The sequence below is a fragment of the Streptomyces sp. NPDC005794 genome, assembly GCF_042871445.1.
Classification (GTDB): Bacteria; Actinomycetota; Actinomycetes; order Streptomycetales; family Streptomycetaceae; genus Streptomyces.
Map to the genome: position 1 here is coordinate 1 of NZ_JBIAIN010000016.1, position 20,689 is coordinate 20,689.

Consider the following 20,689-nt stretch of genomic DNA (forward strand, 5'->3'; position numbering starts at 1 on the left):
CCGGGGGGGCCCCCCCCCCCCCCCCCCCCCCGGCGCGCGGCCGCGCCCCCCCCCCCCCCCCCCGCCCCCCCCCCCCCCCCCGCCCCCCCCCCCCCCCCCCCCCCCCGCCCCCCCCCCCCCCCCCCCCCCCCCCCCGCCGCCCCGCCGTACAGGAGCGCGCCGGGGGTGGTGAGGGTCTCGCCCGTTTCCAGCCAGGTCTTCAGACCGGACAGGATCATCGGCCAGCCACCGTACAGCTCCTCGCCGGCACTCTCGCGAAGCTCGTCGTGGGTGACGGTCAGCCGACAGGAGTCGCCGACGGGCTCGATCTCCCAGGTCACGCGGGTCGGGCCCTCGCTCCTCGCCTCGTCGCTCCGGAGCGCCACCATGCTCTGGACGAGCTTGCGCGGCGGGTCGACCTCCAGGTTCTGCCCCTCGCCGAGCAGGCCGGGAGCACCGGGAGCACCCATCTCGACGTGTGAGCCCTGGGTCCAGTCCGAGGTCACGCGGGCGCCGAAGTGGTACCTGCTTCTGATGCCGGGATCGGTGATCGCCTCCCAGAGGCGCTCGGGAGTCGTGCGGATGTAGATCTCGAAGACCTTCTCCATGGGATTCTCCAGAGGGGTCTTGAGGCCGCTGAGCCCGGCGGCCCATGGCTCCGCGTACTTGCTCACCCACCGGTCGTGGACGACCTGGATGGGCACCGGGTTCAGGAAGTGGAGCTTCTCCCGCCCCCGTCGTCGCGTGACGACCAGGCCCGCCGACTCCAGGCGCTTGAGGTGCTTCATCACGGCGAAGCGCGTGATCTCGAAGCGGGCCTCCAGCTCACTCAGTGTCTGTCCGTCGTCGCGGAACAGCTCGTCGAGCAGACTGCGCCGCGTCGGGTCGGCCAGGGCTTTGAATACCGAGTCCATACAGCAAAAATATGTGACCTTTCGGTCACCTGTCAATGCGGCCACTTGTCCGGAAGCAGCCCGCGCGACGCGGTGAATTGATTCAAATCCAGAAGAAACTGACCAGCTGCTTGACGAGCAGCAGTGCTCAAACCTAGCGTACGTTCCGGATGAAACGATTCACATCCCCGATCCTGACAGGTCGCCGGATGACTCTGCTTACGAGGTGTTCATGTCTGATGTGTCGGCCGTCAAGGCAGCTCTGAAGTCTCAGGTCATCGAGACGCCGTCCTGGGGTTACGGCAACTCCGGGACGCGTTTCAAGGTCTTCGCCCAGCCCGGTGTCCCGCGCGACCCGTTCGAGAAGCTCGCGGACGCGGCGCAGGTGCACCGCTATACCGGCGTCGCCCCCAAGGTGTCGCTCCACATTCCGTGGGACCGGGTGGAGGACTACGCGGCGCTGACCCGGTACGCCGAGGAGCTCGGGCTGCGGATCGGTGCGATCAACTCCAATGTCTTCCAGGACGACGACTTCAAGCTGGGATCGGTCACCCACCCGGACCCGAAGGTCCGCCGCAAGGCCACCGACCATCTGCTCGAGTGCGTCGACATCATGGACGCCACCGGCTCGCCCGACCTCAAACTGTGGTTCTCTGACGGCACCAACTACCCGGGCCAGGACGACATTTCGAGCCGCCAGGACCGTCTGGCCGAGGCGCTCGGCGAGGTCTACGAGCGGCTCGGCGACGACCAGCGGATGCTGCTGGAGTACAAGCTCTTCGAGCCCGCCTTCTACACCACCGACGTCCCGGACTGGGGCACCTCGTACGCCCACTGCCTCAAGCTCGGGCCGAAGGCTCAGGTCGTCGTCGACACCGGCCATCACGCGCCTGGTACCAATATCGAATTCATCGTGGCGTTCCTGCTGCGCGAGGGGAAGCTCGGCGCGTTCGACTTCAACTCCCGTTTCTACGCCGACGACGATCTGATGGCAGGCGCCGCCGATCCGTTCCAGCTTTTCCGGATCATGCACGAGGTGGCCAAGAACGGCGGCCTCGACATCGAGACCAACGTCAACTTCATGCTCGACCAGTGCCACAACATCGAGGCCAAGATCCCGGCCGTCATCCGCTCGGTCACCAATGTCCAGGAAGCGACCGCCAAGGCTCTGCTGATCGACGCCGAGGCCCTCGCCGAGGCGCAGCGTTCCGGTGATGTCCTGGCCTCGAACGGGGTACTGATGGACGCGTTCAACACGGACGTACGGCCGCTGCTCGCCGACGTCCGCGAGGAGCTCGGTCTGGCGCGCGACCCGTTCGCGGCCTACCTCGCCTCCGGTAACCAGGAGCGCATCGCCGCCGACCGCGTAGGTGGAGAGCAGGCCGGCTGGGGCGCCTGAGTCCCGCCCGTCCCCTGACTCCGTACGTCCAGCCGCACCCGCCCGTCCCCTCTTCTCGAAGGAACCCTCATGACGTCCGCGACGCACGCCGAAGTCGCCGCGCTTTTGGAGCGCGCTCACCGGATCGGCTCCGACCCCCGCAACACCAACTACGCCGGTGGTAACGCCTCGGCCAAGGCGACGGAGACCGACCCGGTCACCGGTGGCGAGGCCGAACTGCTCTGGGTCAAGGGCTCGGGCGGCGACCTCGGCACGCTGACCGAGGCCGGTCTCGCCGTGCTCCGGCTGGACCGCGTGCGAGCGCTGAAGGACGTGTACCCGGGGGTGGAGCGCGAGGACGAGATGGTCCTGGCGTTCGACTACTGCCTGCACGGCAAGGGGGGCGCCGCCCCGTCGATCGACACCGCGATGCACGCTCTGGTCGAGGCCGCACACGTCGACCATCTGCACCCGGACTCCGGAATCGCGCTGGCGTGCGCTGCCGACGGCGAGAAGCTGACTGCCGAGTGCTTCGGTGACAAGGTCGCCTGGGTGGGCTGGCGCCGGCCCGGCTTCCAGCTGGGTCTCGACATCGCGGCCGTCAAGGAAGCCAATCCGCAGGCGGTCGGTGTGGTCCTGGGCGGTCACGGCATCACGGCTTGGGGCGACACCTCCGAGGAGTGTGAGCGCAATGCCCTCTGGATGATCCGTACCGCCGAGACGTTCCTCGAGGAGCACGGCAGGGCCGAGCCCTTCGGCCCCGTACTCCCGGGGCGGGGCCCCCTGGAGGAGGAGGCGCGCCGGGAGCGGGCCGCGGCCCTCGCTCCGGTGATCCGCGGGCTGGCGTCCGAAGACCGGCCGCAGGTGGGGCACTTCACCGACGCGGAGCCCGTGCTGGACTTCCTCTCCCGCGCCGAGCACCCCCGTCTCGCCGCTCTCGGCACGTCGTGTCCGGACCACTTCCTCCGTACGAAGGTCAGCCCGCTGGTCCTCGATCTGCCGGCCGACGCGCCGCTGGAGGAGGCGGTGGCCCGTCTCGAGGTGCTCCACGAGGAGTACAGGGAGGCCTACCGCGCGTACTACGAGCGTCACGCGGCGCCCGACTCGCCGGCCATGCGCGGAGCAGATCCGGCGATCGTGCTGGTGCCCGGTGTCGGCATGTTCTCGTTCGGCAAGGACAAGCAGACCGCCCGGGTCGCCGGGGAGTTCTACCTCAACGCCATCAATGTGATGCGCGGCGCCGAGGCCGTCTCCACGTATGCGCCGATCGAGGAGTCCGAGAAGTTCCGCATCGAGTACTGGGAACTGGAGGAGGCCAAGCTCCGCCGGATGCCGAAGGCGAAGGCGCTGGCCACGCGGGTCGCGCTCGTCACCGGCGCCGGCTCGGGCATCGGCAAGGCCATCGCTCACCGGCTCGTCGCAGAGGGCGCGTGTGTCGTCGTCGCGGACCTGAACGCCGTGAACGCGGCGGCTGTCGCCGAGGAGCTCGGCGGCCCTGACAAGGCCGTCGCGGTGACCGTGGATGTCACGTCCGAGGAGCAGATCGCCGATGCGTTCAGGGCCGCCGCACTCGCTTTCGGCGGTGTGGACCTGGTCGTGAACAACGCCGGGATCTCCATCTCCAAGCCGCTGCTGGAGACCACGGCCCGGGACTGGGACCTGCAGCACGACATCATGGCGCGCGGTTCGTTCCTGGTGTCCCGTGAGGCCGCGCGGATGATGCGGGCCCAGGATCTCGGCGGCGACATCATCTACATCGCGTCCAAGAACGCCGTGTTCGCGGGCCCGAACAACATCGCGTACTCGGCCACCAAGGCCGACCAGGCCCACCAGGTGCGCCTGCTGGCGGCCGAGCTCGGCGAACACGGCATCCGGGTCAACGGGGTCAACCCGGACGGGGTGGTGCGCGGTTCCGGAATCTTCGCGGCAGGCTGGGGGGCCCAGCGCGCGGCGACCTACGGCATCGAGGAGGAGAAGTTGGGCGAGTTCTACGCGCAGCGCACGATCCTCAAGCGCGAGGTGCTCCCGGAGCATGTCGCCAACGCCGTCTTCGCGCTGACCGGTGGGGACCTCACCCACACCACCGGCCTCCACATTCCCGTCGACGCCGGTGTGGCGGCGGCGTTCCTGCGCTGACCAGGTACCACTATGCCGCGCCCCGGATGCCGTACCGCGCGCACCCGGGGCGCGGCTCTGCCCGGATCGGATGAGAGTTTCCATGCCTGCGACTTCACGACACGACCCGGTGTTCGCCGCGGTGGACCTGGGCGCCACCAGCGGCCGGGTGATCACCGGCAGGGTCCGCCCCGACGAGCTGGTGCTGACCGAGGCGCACCGCTTCGCCAACACGCCGGTCCGGCTGCCCGACGGGCTGCGCTGGGACGTACTCGCCCTGTACCAGGGCATGCTGGAAGGACTGCGCGCGGCGGCGCGCAACGGCCCCGTCACCTCGGTGGGCATCGACACCTGGGCCGTGGACTACGGTCTACTGGACTCCGACGGATCGCTCCTCGGTCTGCCGTTCCACTACCGCGACGGGCGCAACACGGCCGCCGCCGAGGAGGTCCTGCGCCACTTCGACGCACAGGAGCTGTACGGCATCGGTGGACTGCAGCACCTGCCGTTCAACACGGTCTTCCAGTTGGCAGCCCATCGTTCGACGGCTCAGTGGCCGGCTGCCCGGACGCTGCTGCTCATGCCCGACCTGCTGGTGTACTGGCTGACGGGGTCGGTGGGTGCGGAAGTGACCAACGCGTCGACGACCGGTCTGTTCGACGCGCGTACCGGCGGCTGGTCCGACGCGCTGATCGGGCAGCTGGGGCTGGACCGTTCGCTGTTCCCCGCTCTGCGCGAACCGGGCGAGCGAGCGGGCACCCTGCTTCCGCACGTGGCCGGGTTCACCGGCCTGCCGGCGGACACACCGGTGACGACCGTCGCCTCGCACGACACCGCATCGGCCGTGGCCGCGGTCCCCGCCACCGAACCGGGATTCGCGTATGTGTCGTGCGGGACCTGGTCGTTGGCGGGTCTGGAACTGGACGCGCCGGTGCTGACCGAGGGGTCGCGGGCGGCGAACTTCACCAACGAACGCGGTGTGGACGGCACGGTGCGCTATCTCCGCAACATCATGGGCATGTGGCTGCTGGAGGAATGCCGTCGTACGTGGGAACGCGACGGGACGTCGACGGGCCTGGCGGCTCTTCTCGCCGACGCGGCGCGTGCCCGGCCGTTCGCCGCCGTGATCGACCCGGATGATCCGGTGTTCCTGGCGCCGGGAGACATGCCGTCGCGGATCGACGCCGCTCTCACCCGGACCGGTCAGGCTACGCCGGACGGCCCCGGCGGATATGTGCGCTGTGTGCTGGAGAGCCTCGCGCTGGCCCATCGCAGGACATTGCGTGAGGCCGCTGAGCTGGCAGGGCGCGAGCTGACACGGATCCATCTGGTCGGCGGCGGTTCGCGCAACGAGCTGCTGTGCCAGTGGACCGCCGACGCGACCGGCCTGCCGGTCACCGCGGGGCCCGCCGAGGCCACCGCACTGGGCAACGTCCTGCTGCAGGCCCGGTCCCACGGGCTGGTGGGCGGGCTGACGGACATGCGCCGGCTGGTCGCGCGCACGCAGGAACTGCGCCACTACACCCCGCAAGGCGACCCGGGAGCCTGGGACCGGGCGGCGGACCGGCTGACGGTTCGCGTCTGAGCGGCCCCCTGGCCCCCTGTGCCGACGCGGGCGGCGGGGCCCGGAGGTCCGCCTGGCCCCGCAGGGCAGGGGTGGTCAGATCGAGGACAGGCCGAGTTCCTGGTCGCCGAGCGGCTCGAAGTGGCGAGCGACTTCGGCGTCGGTGACCTCGCCGAGCTCGGCGGGGTGCCATCGCGGAGTGCGGTCCTTGTCGATGATCCGGGCACGAACACCCTCCGCCAGGTCATGTCCGGTGAAGGCACGGCAGGAGACACGGAACTCCTGGTCCAGGGATGCTTCCAAACTGCTGAGCCGTGCACTGCGGCGTACGGCGGCCAGGGTGACCTTGAGCGCGGTGGGTGATGCGGTGAGGAGCGCGTCGGCGGTCTCCTTGGCAGCGGGCAGTCCGCTGTCCACCAGCCGGTCGATGATCTCCTCGACGGTGTCGGCGGCGTAGCAGTCGTCGATCCATGCCCGGTGCGCCGCGAGTTCCCCTTCCGGGGCGTCTGTCGCGTAGCGCCGCACGGTCTCCGTCACCTCGGTGGGTGTCACGCATCCGGCGAGCGCGGTGGTGAGGCCGGCGAGCTGGTGCGACGGGACGAAATGGTCGGCCAGCCCGCACAGCAGGGTGTCGGCCGCCTCGACGGCCCGGCCGGTGAGTGCGAGGTGGGTGCCGAGCTCACCCGGGGCCGCGGCCAGCAGGTGGGTGCCCCCCACGTCGGGAACGAAGCCGATTCCGGTCTCAGGCATCGCGACGCGTGAGCGTTCGGTGACGATGCGCACGTCGCCGTGGGCGGATACGCCCACGCCGCCACCCATCACGATGCCGTCCATGAGCGCCACGTACGGCTTCGGGAATCTCGCGATCTGGGCGTTCAGACGGTATTCGTCACGCCAGAAGTCCACGGAGGCGCGACGGCCCGCGCGGGCGTCCTCGTAGATCGACCTGATGTCGCCGCCCGCGCAGAGGCCCCGCCCGCCGGATCCGCCGATCACGACGGCGGTGACCGCGTCGTCGGCAGCGGCCAGGGTGAGCGCTTCGCCGATGCCGCGCACCATGGTGTGGGTGAGCGCGTTCAGGGCCCTCGGGCGGTTGAGGGTGATGTGCAGGATGTGACCCTCGTTATGCAGCAGGACGGGCTCGTCGTCGTTCATGTGTGCGCTCCGGTCAGCCGTGGACGGTCTCCGCGTGCCATTCTGCGACGGCCGTCACGGGTGTCCGGCGCCGGGTCTCCCGTGGTACCGCTGTGGCACGCCCGCATCGCGGGCTCGACAATTGAGATCCACGGGCCGCGACACGCAGCAGCCCCGCCGGACGACCTCCGGAGCAGGCATGACCGACCCTTCACGGCGAGCAGACGACGACCCAGATCCGCGGCATCGGTCCGACCGGCGCCACGCCGGTGAGACCGGGACCGCGGAGCGCCTCGCCATGAACCGCACCGGCAGCTTCGAATGGGATCTGGACGCCCGGACCGTGGACATCGACGAAGCCGGGCTGTTGGTCTTCGGCCTGGATCCCGCGACGTTCGACGCGTCACCGTCGGCGGTGGTCGAACGGCTGGACGCTGCGGATCGCGCACGTCTGGACGTCACCATCAACGAGGCGATCTCCGGTGGGGCCAACTCCTACAGCGTCCATTTCCAGGTTCCCCTGGAGGACGGGACCCGCCAGTGGACCCATGTCCAGGCACGGATCCTGCGGTCTGAGGACGGCCAGGCGCACCGCGTCATCGGTGTGGTGCGGGACGCGACGGCCGAGGTCACCCATTCGGCCTTCGTGCTGGATCTGGAAAAGCGGCGCCGTCGGCAGACGAGCATCGTCGAAGCCACCACCGCCGCGATGTCACGTGCGGTGACGGTGGATGACGTCACCACCGCCCTCACCGGCCCGGGCGGCCTGGTCGGGATCGGTGCGGACGGACTGGCGCTCGGGCTGGTGGAAAATTCCGTGCTCAGGATCATCGCGCTGAGCGGTGACTCGGTGGAGGTACTCGAAGGCCTGGGTTCCGGGCAGCTCGACGCGACGCTTCCCCTCGGCGACACGATCCTCAGCGGACGCCCCCGGTGGATCAGCTCACTCGGTTCGCTGATCCGGCGCTATCCGGTGCTCGCACCGCACATCGGCGAACTGAACTTCCGCGCCGTCGCCTACCTTCCCCTGATCGCTCAGGCCCGCTCGCTGGGCGGACTCGCGCTCTTCTACCGTGAACGCACGGAGTTCAACGCGGACGAGAGGATCCTGTGCCTGGGGCTGGCCGCCATCGTGGCCCAGTCGCTGCAGAGGGCGATCCTCTTCGACGAGGAACGCGAATTCGCCACGGGCCTCCAGTCGGCCATGCTCCCACGGCGGATCCAGGAGGTCGAGGGCGGAGAGATCGCGGTCCGCTACCACGCGGCGTGGAGCGGGCGCGAGGTCGGCGGCGACTGGTACGACGTGATCACGCTGCCGAGGGGACGTATCGGCGTCGTGGTGGGTGATGTACAGGGACACGACACGCACGCGGCAGCGATCATGGGCCAGCTACGTATCGCTCTGCGCGCCTACGCCGCCGAGGGGCACCCTCCAGCGACCGTACTGGCGCGGGCCTCCCGCTTCCTCGCCGAGCTGGACACCGACCGGTTCGCCACATCGACGTACGCACAGGTGGACCTCGCCACGGGGGCGATGCGCGTGTCGCGTGCCGGACACTTCGGGCCGCTGATCAAGCACACCGACGGGCGGGTCGGTGTCCCCCAGGTGCGCGGAGGTCTGCCCCTGGGGATCTCCACCGATTTCTGGGACGAGGAGTATCCGGAGACCCGCCTCGACCTGGTGCCGGGCGAGACCCTCGTCCTGTACACCGACGGGCTCGTCGAGGAACCGGGTGCCGACGTCGACACGGGGGTCGCCGCGCTGATCCATGAGGTGAGCGACGGACCCGACGGTGCCGAGGCGCTGGCCGACCATCTGTCGGACCGGCTGTGGGAGCGGTGGGGTTCGGGCGACGACGTGGCGCTGCTGGTCCTGCGGCGCACCCCGGATCTCGGGTCGCCCCGTGCTCCGCGGCTGCATCAGTACGTCCATCAGGCGGACCCACAAGGGCTCTCGGAGGCCCGGGCGATCGTGCGTCAGGCGCTGACGGATTGGGACCTCGCAGTCCTGGCGGACGACGCCGTGCTGATCACCGGGGAGTTGCTGGTCAATGTGCTGCTCCACACGGAGGGCGGGGCGGTGCTGACGCTGGAGGTGCTGCCGGAGCCCGTTCGGCGCGTCAGGCTGTCGGTCCAGGACCGCTCGAGTGTCTGGCCGCGACGCCGTACTCCGGGCGAGACGTCGACCTCCGGGCGTGGTCTCCTGCTTCTCGATGCGGTCGCTGAACGCTGGGGCATCGAGCCGCGTGGAGAGGGCAAGGCCGTATGGTGCGAGATCGGCCCCGTGTCCTGACCTCACGGGCTGCGGGCTGCGGGCTGCGGGCTGCCATGGAACGCAACGGGGGCGCACCGCAACAGAGTTGATGCGGCACGCCCCCAGCCGGCCCGTCGGCGTTCTACCGCCGTCGTCCCGGAGTTCTAGGACGCGTCAGTGCTGCACGCTGCGGCGCTTGCGGACGGACCACAGGATGCCGCCACCGGCGAGCAGAACCGCGACAGCGGCTCCGCCGATGACGGGCGTGGCGGACGACGAACCGGTCTCGGCCAGGTCCGGCGCGCTGCTGCTCGGCTCCGCGGGGGCCGGCGCTGCCTCCGTGGCGGTCTCGCTCGGCGTCGCACTCGGCTCGGGGGCCTCGGTCGGCGGCTCCGTGCTCGGGGCCTCCGAAGGCGTAGCCTCGGTCGGGGTCGGCGTCGGGGTGTCGCCCTCGCACACCGGAGCGGTCTTCGTCTCGTCGACGGAGTACTTGCCGTCGTCCCCGGCCTTGACGACGAGGCGGACGGTCAGCTCCTTGTCGTGCTTCGGGAGCTGGAGCGGGGTCTTCGTGCTGAAGTCACGGCCGAACTGGGTCGTGGCAAGCAGGTCGTCACCGCCCACGACGGAGACCGTCACCTCGTTGGTGGCTTCACCCGAGTAGGCCGTCAGGTTGAGCGTCACTTCGGAGCAGGTCACGGCCCAGGTGGGGGTGTGAGCTGAGGCCGGACCGGCGGAGATGACCCCGCCTGCCAGGCCGACTACCGCGGCGGCCGCGAATGCTCCCGCGCCACGCCACGATCTCCTGGGTATGGTCATGGATTCTTCCTCCATATGAGTTCACCGCTGGAATGGCGGTGGGGCGCACAGTACTGCCCCCACCCGAGGGGGGCACACCCGCCCCATGCCTCAGCGATGCACCAACCATGCCCAGATCATCGCTACTTGGGGCATGAGGGACACTCCAGGATTGGCCGGAAGCCACTGCGCTCACGGCCAGCCGCAGGGACCGGTGAGGGCGATCAGAGGGCCTTGTGCATGATGTGCAGCCCCACGTAGCCCTCGGTGGGGTGCTTGAACCCCTCCGGCAGAGTCCCGATGACCTCGAAGCCGAGGGAGCGATACAGGCGCACGGCGTGGACGTTCGTCTCCACCACGGCATTGAACTGCATGGCTCGATATCCCGCCCTACTCGCCCAGTCCACCGTGTACGCACACAGGGCCCTGCCCACGCCCCGGCCGGAATACTCCGGGCTGACCATGTAGCTGGCACTGGCGATGTGCGAGCCGTTACCCATGTGGTTGCGGTTCATCTTGGCCGTGCCGAGGACCGTCCCGGCATCATCGACCGCGACGACCGTGCGGTCCGGCTCCGAGAGCAGCCACCAGCCCCGGGCCAGGTCCTCATCAAGATCCACAGGGTAGGTGAAGGTCTCGCCTGCGGCGACGATGTCGTGGAAGAACGGCCAGATTGCGGGCCAGTCCTTGTCCGTGGCTTCTCTGATCAGCACGGGGCCAACTTGCCCGGGCCAGCAACCCGGCGCAATCCCTTCAGCGATCTCTGCGTCCAGGCCGACGCAGACCGGCCCGGACGAGCAGCCCTCGCACGGCACAGGCCCGTGCACCGGAGCGGCGGGGCACCCGGCCGGTCCGCACGGACACCGGCCCCGAGGCGTTCGGCCCCGCGCGGAACGCGGGGTCGTACCCTGGTCGCGGGGCGGGGCGGGTCTCACGCGCGTGTTCCAGCTCCAGCGCCAGATTCACCCGGCGCCAGAGGATTTCGTCCGGGTCATCCGCCAGTATCAGCCTCACCATGGCCTCCCTCCCGGAGACGGACCCGGGGCGCGCGAAGGCGGAATCCGGCTGGACCCGAGCCAGGTAGGCACGCTCGTAGGGGTCCTCCACCACCTCCGCCAACTGGACCGGGTCAAGGGCGGATGCCTGCAAGGCCGCGCGTGCCCACGGATCCTCCGTCCGGCTCTGCAGTCGGTCGATCCTGCGCGAACGCCAGTTACGCGCACGCCAGTCGGTGCCCGCGTCCAGCATGGTCCGCATCCCCGCCGGGCTCTTCCCCTCGAGCAGATCGGGCTCCCTCGCGGCGAAGGCGAGAAGGTCGTCCACCAGATAGAGCCAGACCACCGCGCGATAGCGGTTCAGATAGAACGCGACCGGGGAGATGCACCCGACGCGGGCCAGGCCTGTGAAGCGCACGGGGCTGACCCTGAGCAGCGTGGCACCTTCCGCCGTACCCGCTGTGCGCACCCGGTCCCGAAGCGATTCGGGGAACCCCGGCAGAGCGCGCAGCCGATCGATCTCCTCCTGCCGGATCCGCGGCCTCGCCCCGCCCGTCGCCGGCTCCGCACCGATCAGTCCCAGATGGACGGCGAGATCGAATTCGCCGCGTTTCAGGGTCAGTTCCCGAGCCGCGCGTCCCGCGGACACGCACACCGGCGCTGTCTCGTCGGCGGTGCGCGTGCGGGTGGCTTCCGTAACGGTCATGGCCTTCCTCCCCCATGAGGTCGAATACTCTGTGTGACCACGGTAGCTCGGGGAGGAATCCTGCGCGGAGCCTGTGGATAACTCTCGCGCATCTACAGAAGGCACAGGTCAGAGGTGGTCGATACTTTCGACGTCCTGCCGTGCCGTTACGCCGAGGTGTTCGCCCACCCGGTTGACCAACAGAGTCATCTCATAGGCGACCTGACCGACATCGGCTTCGGCGGCGGTCAGCACGCACAGGCAACTGCCGTCCCCTGCCGCTGTCACGAAGAGCAGCGCCTCGTCGAACTCCACCATGGTCTGGCGGGCTCTTCCCGCCCCGAAGTGACGGCCCGAGCCGCGGGCCAGGCTCTGCAGCCCGGACGAGACCGCCGCCAAGTGCTCCGCGTCCTCCCTGGCCAGAGTGGTGCTGGCCCCGGTCACCAGCCCGTCGTTCGACAGCACCAGCGCGTGCCGGATGTGCTCCACCCGGCTCGTGAGATCGTCAAGGAGCCAGTCAAGTCCCCGGTCCAGCGCCATGTGCTCGTCCTCCCCGTTGCTCCGTATCCCGCGTTCCGTGCGTTGCGCGCGGTCCGCGCAAGCCTCGCGTACGGCTTCCCTGCGGGCAAGCGCCTCTCCACCCCGGAGGCGTTGCTTCGCGCCACGGTCCGCCTCCGTCGAAGTCAGGTGCCCGGCACAGGACCTGGACCCGGATGGCCCTGCCGGGCCCCTCGTCTCACGCCGGGTCGGCCCCTTGGCCGACCGAGTCGAGGAGTCTCGCCGCATGCATCCGCCCGGCGTACTCGACCATCCGGATCAAGACCTCTCTTCCGGAGGCGCGGTCACGCGCGTCGCACAGGACGACGGGCGTACCCCGGTCCAGATCCAGGGCGCGCGACACGTCGTCCTCGGCGTAGGTGCGTGCGCCCGCGAAGCAGTTGACGGCGACGACGAACGGAATTCGGCGGTGCTCGAAGTAGTCGACGGCAGGGAAGCAGTCCTCGAGCCGCCGTGTGTCGGCCAGGACGACGGCTCCGAGCGCACCCTGCGACAGTTCGTCCCACAGAAACCAGAACCGGTCCTGCCCCGGCGTGCCGAACAGGTAGAGCGACAGGCCCGACCGGATGGTGATGCGCCCGAAGTCCATGGCCACGGTCGTAGTGGTCTTCTGATCCACGCCGCCGGTGTCGTCGACGGACTGCCCGGCCTCGCTGAGGAGTTCCTCGGTCCGCAGCGGCCGAATCTCGCTCACTGCGCCGACGAGTGTCGTCTTGCCGACTCCGAAGCCGCCGGCGACCAGCATCTTCAAGGCGAGGGCCTTGGAGTCCCCGCCCTCTTCCTCAACCGTGCTGTCCCTCTGCTCGGAGGACATCGATCACTTCTCTCGCGAGTGCCACCAGTTGGGGCGACAGCATGGCAAGCAGAGGCAGTCACCGAAGAGAGCGAACGGATTTTGATGTATGTGTCCGGACGGGTTCGTTCAATGCCCGGACAGGGTCGCAATCCGTCGTGAGCAGGCGGTGCGCACGACAACTACCGACCCTCAGAGCGCCCGTAGGCCGTCGATCACTCGCGCAGGATGCCCTCGTCGGGCAGTTGCGCGGGCGGGGCCGCCCTGCTGCCCCGGAGACATCCGGCTTCGAGCGAAACTCCGAGAAGCACCCGCAACTCGCTGCGATGCCGTTTTCACGGCGTTCGAGGTGAAGTCATGAGACCCCAGCTCAGATGCGCCGACTCCCACCTGCTTGGCGACATGCTCGACCTCATCGCTGCTCAGCGATGACGAGGCGCGTCGCCCTCACCCACCCGCCCGGACCGCGCTCGTGCTCGTGCTCGTGCTCGTGCTCACGTAGCGCCGGTGATCGCCCGCCTGCGATCATTTGCGAAGTCGAGAACGGTACTCGCCCGGGGGCACGCCTCGGGCACGTCGGAAGGCACGGCTGAAAGCGTGCGGAGAGGCGTAGCCGACCGCGCCGGAGATCGACTCGACCGGCTCATCGGTGTCACGGAGCCGGACGGACGCCAGGTCGATGCGCCATTGCGTCACGTACGCGCCCGGGGTCTGTCCGAGGGCGGACCGGAAGCGTCTGGACAGCGTCGCCCGGGAGACGCTCGTCGCGGCGGCCAGGGTCTCCGTGGTCCAGGGGTGTTCCGGTCGGGCGTGGACAGAGGTCAGGGCGTCGCGCACGACCGGATCACGCATCGCGCCCAGCCATGAGCCTGACTGCTCCTCCGGGTGGCGGGCCAGCCAGGCGCGTACGAACTGGACGAGCAGAAGGTCGACGATGCTGTTGATGGCGGCGGTGGTGCCGATCTGCGGCTGTGCGAGCTCCGCCGTGAGAAGCTCGACGGTCCTTCTGAGCTGTGCGTTCTCCCGGCTCGTGACGTGCATCGGCCGGGCGAGGGAGGTGAGCACCGGTGTGCTCACCTCCGTGTCCTGCTCATAGTGCAGGACGATCACTTCCGTCTGCACCGGCGCCGAGCCCAGCCGCAGCGCTCGGCCGTCGCCAAAAGCGCGGGCCGCCGCCTCACGGTCGCAGGAACCCATCGTCACGCTGGCGCCGCCGGCTATCCCGTGTGCGGTGCCCGGCGACACCAGGACGGCGTCTCCGGCCCGGACCTGAAGAGGTTTCTCGCCTGTGACGTGGAGCCACATCGTGCCGTGGGACACCACGTGCAGTGCCGCTCCTGGATAGGAGTCCAGCCACAGGCCCCAGGTTCCTCCGGCCTTCAGCATCACTCCGAGCGCCCCACGCGCACCCGAAACACGCAAGACCTCCGCCAGCACGTCCATGGGTCCATTCTCGTCCACCGTCGCGAACCGACCACCGGTGGGCAGCGGCGCATGTGTCCTCGTCCACAGCTTCAGACCACGTCAAGAACGACCTTTCCGTGCACCTTCCGCGCGAACAGCGCCTGGACGGCGTCGTCCACGTCCCGCCAGTCGCCTCGCAGCCCGACCGGTGCCGAGAGCCTCCCGGCGGCCATGAGGTCCAGCAGGTCCGTCAGCTCCCCGCTGGTCGGCGTCATGTCGCCGTAGGTGGCGATGCTGCGGGGATCGCCGAAGCCGAACAATGTCCCTGCCGGGAACGTGGATTCCTGCCCCGAGGAGTAACCGACCAGGTGGATGGTGCCGCCCTCGGCGAGGGAACTCCACGCCTGGGCCACCAGCGGCCCGCCGACCGTGTCCAGGACGAGGTCGAACCGGTACTCGGTCTCGGACAGGTCGGTCAGCACCTTGCAGGCCCCGAGTTCACGGAGTCCGGCGGCCCGGTCCGGCGAACCTACGAGTGCCGTCACCCGCGCGCCCGCCAGCGCCGCCAACTGGACGGCGAAGTGCCCCACGCCCCCGCTGGCGCCGGTGACCAGGACGTCGCGCGCCAGCAGGGAACGCTTGCGCAGCACCCGGAGCGCGGTGACTCCGGCGATCCCCAGCGCGGCACCGTCGGCCAGATCCACTCCCTCAGGGACGGTGCCGAGCGAGGCGGGGCTGACCGCCACCCGCTCCGCCCACGCGTGGGAAGACATCCCCAGCGCGACGCGCGTGCCTTCGGGCGGCCCCGAGCCGTCGGATGCGGCGCGCACCACGACGCCGGCCGCGTCGTGACCGTGCACAGCCCCGGCCGGCCACTGTTGCACGTAGTTCAGTTCTCCGAAGTTGAGACCGATGTGCCGTATCTCGACCAGCGCCTCGTCGCTGGAAGGCACGGGCTCATCGACATCGGCGAACCGGACGGGGCCGGCCTCGCTGTGATCGACCACAAGGGCGCGCATGGGTGTGTTTCCTTCTCTCGTAAAGGCGCCGGAACACTCGGCGCGGCAGCGGACGGCGTGCGCGAATGCCGCACTGCCGCCTTCTTGAAACCCTACGCACGACCAGGACAGCGACCAGTCCCGTGAGAATCAATCAGTTGACGATCTGTGTCAGCGCGACTCGCGGCGCGTCGAGCTCTGCGCGCGTCCGGTGGATGACGCTGTGACGGACGAGGACATGCCCGGCGGTGTCAGGCGCTCACCAGAGGCGCATGTCGCAAGGTGCTGGGAAACGGGGGGATGTCCCCGAACGGTCAGGCAACGTCCGACCGTGTGCACAGCCTCGTGCCGTTTCGCTCGGGTGCCGACCGGGCGATCATGTCCGTATGACCGACGACCACACACACGTCCAGGAATTCTTCTCCGTGCGGGCGGCGGAATGGGACAGCCGTTTCCCCGATGACGGCCCCGCCTATGCCGCCGCCGTCGGCGAACTCGGTCTGCGTCCCGACGGCACCGTGCTCGACGCGGGCTGCGGTACGGGACGGGCACTGCCGGCCCTGCGGACGGCGGTCGGCCAGGGGGGAACGGTGCTCGGGGCCGACCTGACACCCGCGATGCTGGAGGCGGCCCTGCGAGCGGGAAGAGGGACGAGCGGCGCCCTGCTGCTGGCGGATGCGGCTCGGCTGCCGCTGCGCGCCGGGGCTCTCGACGCCGTCTTCGCCGCCGGGCTGCTTCCGCACCTCTCGCATCCGGAGGCCGGACTCTTGGAGCTGGCGCGCGTGGTGCGCCCAGGTGGCCGGCTCGCTCTCTTCCACCCCGTCGGGCGGGCCGTGCTGGCCGCGCGGCACGGCCGGACCCTGTCCGACGACGATCTCCGGGCCGAGCCCCGTCTCAGGCCGCTGCTGGCAGCCACGGGCTGGCGGCTGGACACCTATACCGACGAGGACAGCCGATTCCTGGCGCTGGCCGTGCGAACCGGCTGAACCGCTGTCCCGTCCCGCATGACCAACAGCTCCGGACGCCCAAGGCCGCCTCCGGCTCACTCGGCCGGCGCGTCGGCGGGCCGCCCGTGCGGGACGGGACAGCCCCGCGCGCCCGGCGTCGGGAACGTACCGAGCCGGGCCACGTCGTAGCCGTCCGGATAGCCCTTGATCTCGGGGTTCTGGCGGGCGTAGTGCGGGACGGAACGCGGCGGCAGGAGCCGGACGGCGCGAGCCCTCAGGCGCAGGGCGCCGCGGGTCAGTCCCCGGGCGACGGGGCCCGGCCGCTCGTACCTGAACGCCCGCAGCAGCGAGTCGTCGAGCAGCGCGAGGCTGGCCTTGCGGACCACTGGCGCGAGCGGGCGCGGGTACCAGGAGCCCATCAGGGCCAGGGTGGCGTCGGAGACCGCGCGCGCACCCTCGTCCCAGCCGAAGTGCTCCTCCTCGTAGGAGTCCAGGACACGCTCGAAGTCCTCGTACGTCTGCGGCACGTCCTGGATGCCCATGCGGGCGCCGAGGGTGCGGTAGTACGCGGCGAAGGCGCGCCGTTCGTGGCCGGACAGTCTGCGCCAGCCGTAGGTGTCGAGCCAGCGCTTGGGGGTGACGACGAACGTACACAGCACATAACGCATGTCGTCGTTGCTGATGTCGTAGCTGCGGTGCATCCGGTTGATCCGCCGGACGGCCGTACGGCCCGCCTCGCTGTCGAAGCCGTGCTCGGCGACTGCGTCGAGAAGAAGTGCGGTGTCGTCGTACCTCTTCTGTGAACGTTCCGTCAGTTCCCCTGTCTCCGCGAGCAGTCGGCCGATGCTGGAGACGGCATAGGTGCGGTACAGGGCGAGTTCGAGAGCGCGGGTGATGTCCCAGGGGAATTCGTACGACACGGTGAACCGGTAGATCTCCAGGAAGTCCCGCTCCGGGTCCAGGCGCTGGATCTCCTCCAGGCGTTCGAACCGCTTCACCATGCTGTCCCCTCGTCGTCCGGAGTCACCACCCTATGTGCGCCGGGCAGGCCGGCACCACGGCACACGAGGGGCGCTGTGACACGCCCTGGCGGCGAGTCGCGCCGTCCGGTTCGTGGCCGTTATCGCTTGTCAGGGCCTCGACGACAGGGTTACCGAGTAGTTAAGGTGCGCCGACGGACCAAGCGATCAGGGATGAGGGTGGGTGCTGTGGCAGGGACGGACGACACGGTCGCCGACGACGACGCGCTGTTTGTGCTGACCGCGGTGCTGCTGACCCCCGCGCAGTTCCCCAGTGTGCTCGGCGACGACTACGTGGCCGCGTGCGCCGTGCTCGGTCTCGAGCCGTACGCCGAGGGGTACGGTCTCGTGCTCGGCCAGGACAGCGGCGGAGCACGCTGGACGGTGGTCGTCGAGGACGTCTCGCTGGTGGCTGTCGCCATCGCCTCGTGGGACTGCGGGATGGAGTACGACCTCTCGCCCGACGACCATTCAGTGGTCTGCGCGCTCCCGGGGTGGCCGCTCGCCCTGGCGGTCGCCGCACCCGGTGTTCCGGAGCCGCACGACCCGTCGCCCGACCCGGACGGTGAGGGGCGGGCGCCCCTGTCCCCGCCGGATACCGAGGCCTGGGGTGCGCCCCAGAGGCGCCTCGGGGCGGACGAGATCGCCCTGCAGTGGGGCGCGTGGCGCGCGCAGATAGACGACACCGCGTTCGGCCGGTCCGTGGAGCCTGCGCCCGACGGCGAGGATCCGGCCCGCGGGCCGGGGGCCGATGGGGCCCCGGCAGACAGCGGCACGGCGGAGCCCGTCGGAGCCGGGCACCATCCCGGCGTACGCAGGGCACTGGAAGCGGCCCAGGCCTATGTCGGCTCTCCGCCTCCGCCCGGCCGCATCCGCTCGGCGTTCGCTCCTGACGGGGCACGGACGCTGCGTGCCGACGGCCCCGGCTGGTCCCTGGTGGCCAGGACCGACGACATCGCGCTGATCCTGCTGGACGAGGAGCCGGGCGAGGTCATGCCGGTCGGCCGCGGCCCGGAACTGCCGGGCCTGCTGAAGTCGCTGGACGAACTGGCCGTCCGGCCGTCCTGACCCCGCGGTCCGCACCGGCCGTGCACCGCTCGGCCTACACGCGGTCCAGTGGACGGTGCGGCTCGGCGGGCAGCTCGGCCTTGACCAGGTCACCGGGCCGCACCACCCCGCCCGTCGTGACGACGCCCATGATTCCGGCCTTACGGACAACGGTTCCGTCGTCCGCGCGGCCGACGACCTGCTTGAGCAGTCCGTCCTGGAAGTTGTCGATCTGCAGGCACGGGTTCCGCAGGCCTGTCACCTCGACGACGGCCTCGTCGCCGAGGTGGAGCAGAGTGCCCACGGGAAGGGACAGGAGACCGATCCCACTGGTGGTGATGTTCTCCCCGAGGTCACCCGGGGAGACCTCGAATCCCGCGTCCCTGAGCTCGGCGAAGAGTTCCTGGTGGATGAGGTGGACCTGACGCAGATTGGGCTGTGTCGGGTCCTGGGCGACGCGGGAGCGGTGCTTCACCGTGACACCGGAGTGGATGTCACCCTCCACACCGAGTCCGGCCAGGAGCGTGACGCTGTCCCTGTTCGGCTTGGTGAAGGAATACACGCCGTCGCTGCTCACCGCGGTGACTGTGCCGTTCAGCGTCCGATCTCCTTACGACTGATCCTGCGGAGCCTGCGCCTCTGTGACGGGTCGAGCATGAGGTACCCCACCACGGGCACGCCGATGAGAACCAGCAGCGACCACCAGAATCCGATGAACGGAATCAGGACGACTGCCGCTACGACTCCCCCGATGGCGATCTTTGCACCGTTCGACATGATCCGTGCCTCCTCCGCGGCCGGAGCCGCTCCTGGTGAGAGAACGCCTGTGCGCCGCTGTAGGTTCCGCCTGCGCGGCACAGACTCGACAGCGGTCTACCGGAGCGGCTCGCCGACCTCGTGCATGTGCTGCAGGGCCTGCCGGTAGGACTCGATGATGCCTGTCTCCGCGTACGGCATCCCGATCGACGCGCAGTGCGCCTTCACCAGCGGCTGTGCCAGACGCAGATGAGGGCGGGGCATGCTCGGGAAGAGGTGGTGCTCGATCTGGTAGTTGAGGCCGCCGAGGAACCAGTCGGTGAGGACTGCGCCCCGTACGTTGCGCGACGTGAGGACCTGGCGCTGCAGGTGGCCCCAGCGGTCACCGTCGGGGTCGGGCATCTCCATGCCCTTGTGGTTCGGCGCGAAGGCCATGCCCAGGTGGAGACCGAACAGCGCGTGGTGCACCAGGGCAAAGACGACGGCCTTGCCCGGAGACATGACGGTCAGGAGCAGCGTGGCGTACAGCGCAAGGTGTCCGGTCAACAGAAGGCCGGACAGCGCGCGTTCACGGACGGGCTGCCGCCGCAGGAACTGGAAACCGTAGATCTTGAGGGCGATGCCTTCGAGGAGCAGCATCGGGAAGAAGAGCCGCGCCTGGTTCCGGGTCAGCCAGCGGGCGAAACCCTCGCGCTGGGCGGCCTGCTTCTGGGTCCACACCAGCGCGCCGACACCGACGTCGGGATCCTTGTCTATGTGGTTCGGGTTGGCATGGTGGCGTACGTGCTTGTCGTTCCACCAGGCCTCGTTCATACCGAGGAGCAGATTGGCGTGCACGAGGCCGACGATCCGGCCGGCCTTGCGGTCGCCGGATATCTGGGCGTGGCCCGCGTCGTGGCCGAAGAACGCGGTCCGGGTCCACAGGATGGCCAGCGGCAGGGCGAGGAACAGATTCCACCAGGAGTCACCGAGGAGCACCATGCCGGTGATCACCACTCCGAGCGCGACCAGGTTGGCGGCGATCCCGGCCGCGTACCAGCCGGTGCGCCGGTCCAGGAGCCCCTGCCCCTTGACGGCTTTCAGGAGCGGTGCGAAATCACTTCCGGGAGCCGGAGGGCCCGCCGGGCCCTCCGATCCGTCGCGTGACTGTTGCGCAACGGTGGCTGCTACCGCTTGGGGCATGACGTCTCCGGTTTCTGGGCATCTGCGCTGACCTCGTCAAACGTACGGATGGCGGGCCTGCGGCAGCCATGGCGCCATCACCCCGGCCGTACGGGGGGAAGCCCCCCTGTCCGGTGGTGGTGCGGGCTGCACCCCAAGCTTCAGAAGGCAGAAACGAGTGATATGGGTCACTGTGCGTTTCTCCCGGGACGGG

19 protein-coding genes and 1 pseudogene are annotated in these 20,689 nt (G+C 69.7%); 6 read left to right on the forward strand and 14 right to left on the reverse strand.

Annotation, left to right across the window (positions count from 1 at the left end):
• On the reverse strand, positions 1-893 hold an 893-nt coding region (locus ACFYQ5_RS24440), incomplete at its 3' end, for an ArsR/SmtB family transcription factor (protein WP_389200390.1).
• 211 nt (positions 894-1,104) lie between these two features.
• Between ACFYQ5_RS24440 and rhaI the strand changes: the two genes are divergently transcribed.
• The 3 genes from rhaI to ACFYQ5_RS24455 all read left to right on the forward strand — a co-directional run bounded on the left by rhaI (position 1,105) and on the right by ACFYQ5_RS24455 (position 5,950).
• Positions 1,105-2,271, forward strand: coding sequence for an L-rhamnose isomerase (gene rhaI, locus ACFYQ5_RS24445; protein ID WP_389200392.1), 1,167 nt, complete (start codon positions 1,105-1,107; stop codon positions 2,269-2,271).
• Positions 2,272-2,340: 69 nt separating this feature from the next.
• On the forward strand, positions 2,341-4,386 hold the full coding sequence (locus tag ACFYQ5_RS24450; RefSeq protein WP_389200394.1) for a bifunctional aldolase/short-chain dehydrogenase: 2,046 nt from the start codon (positions 2,341-2,343) through the stop codon (positions 4,384-4,386).
• A gap of 82 nt (positions 4,387-4,468) precedes the next feature.
• Positions 4,469-5,950 (forward strand): rhamnulokinase family protein, encoded by a 1,482-nt coding sequence (locus tag ACFYQ5_RS24455; RefSeq protein ID WP_389200396.1) that lies wholly within the window; start codon positions 4,469-4,471, stop codon positions 5,948-5,950.
• A gap of 75 nt (positions 5,951-6,025) precedes the next feature.
• Here ACFYQ5_RS24455 and ACFYQ5_RS24460 read toward each other — a convergent pair whose 3' ends face one another.
• Positions 6,026-7,084 (reverse strand): enoyl-CoA hydratase/isomerase family protein, encoded by a 1,059-nt coding sequence (locus ACFYQ5_RS24460; RefSeq protein WP_389200398.1) that lies wholly within the window; start codon positions 7,082-7,084, stop codon positions 6,026-6,028.
• Between the two features lie 178 nt (positions 7,085-7,262).
• On the opposite strand from ACFYQ5_RS24460, the gene ACFYQ5_RS24465 reads away from it, so the two are divergent.
• On the forward strand, positions 7,263-9,356 hold the full coding sequence (locus ACFYQ5_RS24465) for a SpoIIE family protein phosphatase (RefSeq protein ID WP_389200399.1): 2,094 nt from the start codon (positions 7,263-7,265) through the stop codon (positions 9,354-9,356).
• A gap of 135 nt (positions 9,357-9,491) precedes the next feature.
• On the opposite strand, the gene ACFYQ5_RS24470 is transcribed toward ACFYQ5_RS24465, so the two are convergent.
• The 8 genes and pseudogenes from ACFYQ5_RS24470 to ACFYQ5_RS24505 all read right to left on the reverse strand — a co-directional run bounded on the left by ACFYQ5_RS24470 (position 9,492) and on the right by ACFYQ5_RS24505 (position 15,566).
• Positions 9,492-10,133: an LAETG motif-containing sortase-dependent surface protein gene (locus ACFYQ5_RS24470; protein ID WP_389200400.1), complete on the reverse strand. Its 642-nt coding sequence runs from the start codon at positions 10,131-10,133 to the stop codon at positions 9,492-9,494.
• A 203-nt stretch (positions 10,134-10,336) separates the two neighbouring features.
• Positions 10,337-10,825, reverse strand: coding sequence for a GNAT family N-acetyltransferase (locus ACFYQ5_RS24475; RefSeq protein WP_389200402.1), 489 nt, complete (start codon positions 10,823-10,825; stop codon positions 10,337-10,339).
• Positions 10,826-10,865: 40 nt separating this feature from the next.
• On the reverse strand, positions 10,866-11,813 hold the full coding sequence (locus ACFYQ5_RS24480; protein ID WP_389200404.1) for a DUF6397 family protein: 948 nt from the start codon (positions 11,811-11,813) through the stop codon (positions 10,866-10,868).
• A gap of 108 nt (positions 11,814-11,921) precedes the next feature.
• A complete protein-coding gene (locus ACFYQ5_RS24485; protein WP_389200406.1) occupies positions 11,922-12,332 on the reverse strand; it encodes a roadblock/LC7 domain-containing protein in 411 nt (136 codons plus the stop codon).
• A gap of 196 nt (positions 12,333-12,528) precedes the next feature.
• Positions 12,529-13,164, reverse strand: a complete 636-nt coding sequence (locus tag ACFYQ5_RS24490) for an ATP/GTP-binding protein (RefSeq protein ID WP_389200408.1) — start codon at positions 13,162-13,164, stop codon at positions 12,529-12,531.
• A 171-nt stretch (positions 13,165-13,335) separates the two neighbouring features.
• Positions 13,336-13,460 (reverse strand): annotated as a pseudogene (locus ACFYQ5_RS24495) (DUF742 domain-containing protein); the annotation flags it as partial.
• 208 nt (positions 13,461-13,668) lie between these two features.
• On the reverse strand, positions 13,669-14,586 hold the full coding sequence (locus ACFYQ5_RS24500; protein WP_389200410.1) for a cupin domain-containing protein: 918 nt from the start codon (positions 14,584-14,586) through the stop codon (positions 13,669-13,671).
• 71 nt (positions 14,587-14,657) lie between these two features.
• Complete coding sequence (locus ACFYQ5_RS24505; protein WP_389200412.1) at positions 14,658-15,566, reverse strand: zinc-binding dehydrogenase; 909 nt, start codon at positions 15,564-15,566, stop codon at positions 14,658-14,660.
• A gap of 365 nt (positions 15,567-15,931) precedes the next feature.
• Between ACFYQ5_RS24505 and ACFYQ5_RS24510 the strand changes: the two genes are divergently transcribed.
• Positions 15,932-16,531: a class I SAM-dependent methyltransferase gene (locus ACFYQ5_RS24510; protein WP_389200414.1), complete on the forward strand. Its 600-nt coding sequence runs from the start codon at positions 15,932-15,934 to the stop codon at positions 16,529-16,531.
• 56 nt (positions 16,532-16,587) lie between these two features.
• Here the strand turns inward: ACFYQ5_RS24510 and ACFYQ5_RS24515 are convergent, their stop codons facing one another.
• Positions 16,588-17,493, reverse strand: a complete 906-nt coding sequence (locus tag ACFYQ5_RS24515) for an oxygenase MpaB family protein (RefSeq protein ID WP_389200415.1) — start codon at positions 17,491-17,493, stop codon at positions 16,588-16,590.
• A 207-nt stretch (positions 17,494-17,700) separates the two neighbouring features.
• Between ACFYQ5_RS24515 and ACFYQ5_RS24520 the strand changes: the two genes are divergently transcribed.
• Positions 17,701-18,579: a hypothetical protein gene (locus ACFYQ5_RS24520; RefSeq protein ID WP_389200417.1), complete on the forward strand. Its 879-nt coding sequence runs from the start codon at positions 17,701-17,703 to the stop codon at positions 18,577-18,579.
• Positions 18,580-18,613: 34 nt separating this feature from the next.
• On the opposite strand, the gene ACFYQ5_RS24525 is transcribed toward ACFYQ5_RS24520, so the two are convergent.
• The 3 genes from ACFYQ5_RS24525 to ACFYQ5_RS24535 all read right to left on the reverse strand — a co-directional run bounded on the left by ACFYQ5_RS24525 (position 18,614) and on the right by ACFYQ5_RS24535 (position 20,496).
• Entirely contained in the window at positions 18,614-19,156 is a 543-nt protein-coding gene (locus ACFYQ5_RS24525; RefSeq protein WP_389200684.1) for an MOSC domain-containing protein, read from the reverse strand.
• Positions 19,153-19,335: a hypothetical protein gene (locus ACFYQ5_RS24530; protein WP_014152385.1), complete on the reverse strand. Its 183-nt coding sequence runs from the start codon at positions 19,333-19,335 to the stop codon at positions 19,153-19,155. Before ACFYQ5_RS24530 ends, ACFYQ5_RS24525 begins: the two co-directional genes overlap by 4 nt.
• 96 nt (positions 19,336-19,431) lie before the next feature.
• Positions 19,432-20,496: a fatty acid desaturase family protein gene (locus ACFYQ5_RS24535; RefSeq protein ID WP_389200419.1), complete on the reverse strand. Its 1,065-nt coding sequence runs from the start codon at positions 20,494-20,496 to the stop codon at positions 19,432-19,434.
• Positions 20,497-20,689 lie beyond the last annotated feature (193 nt).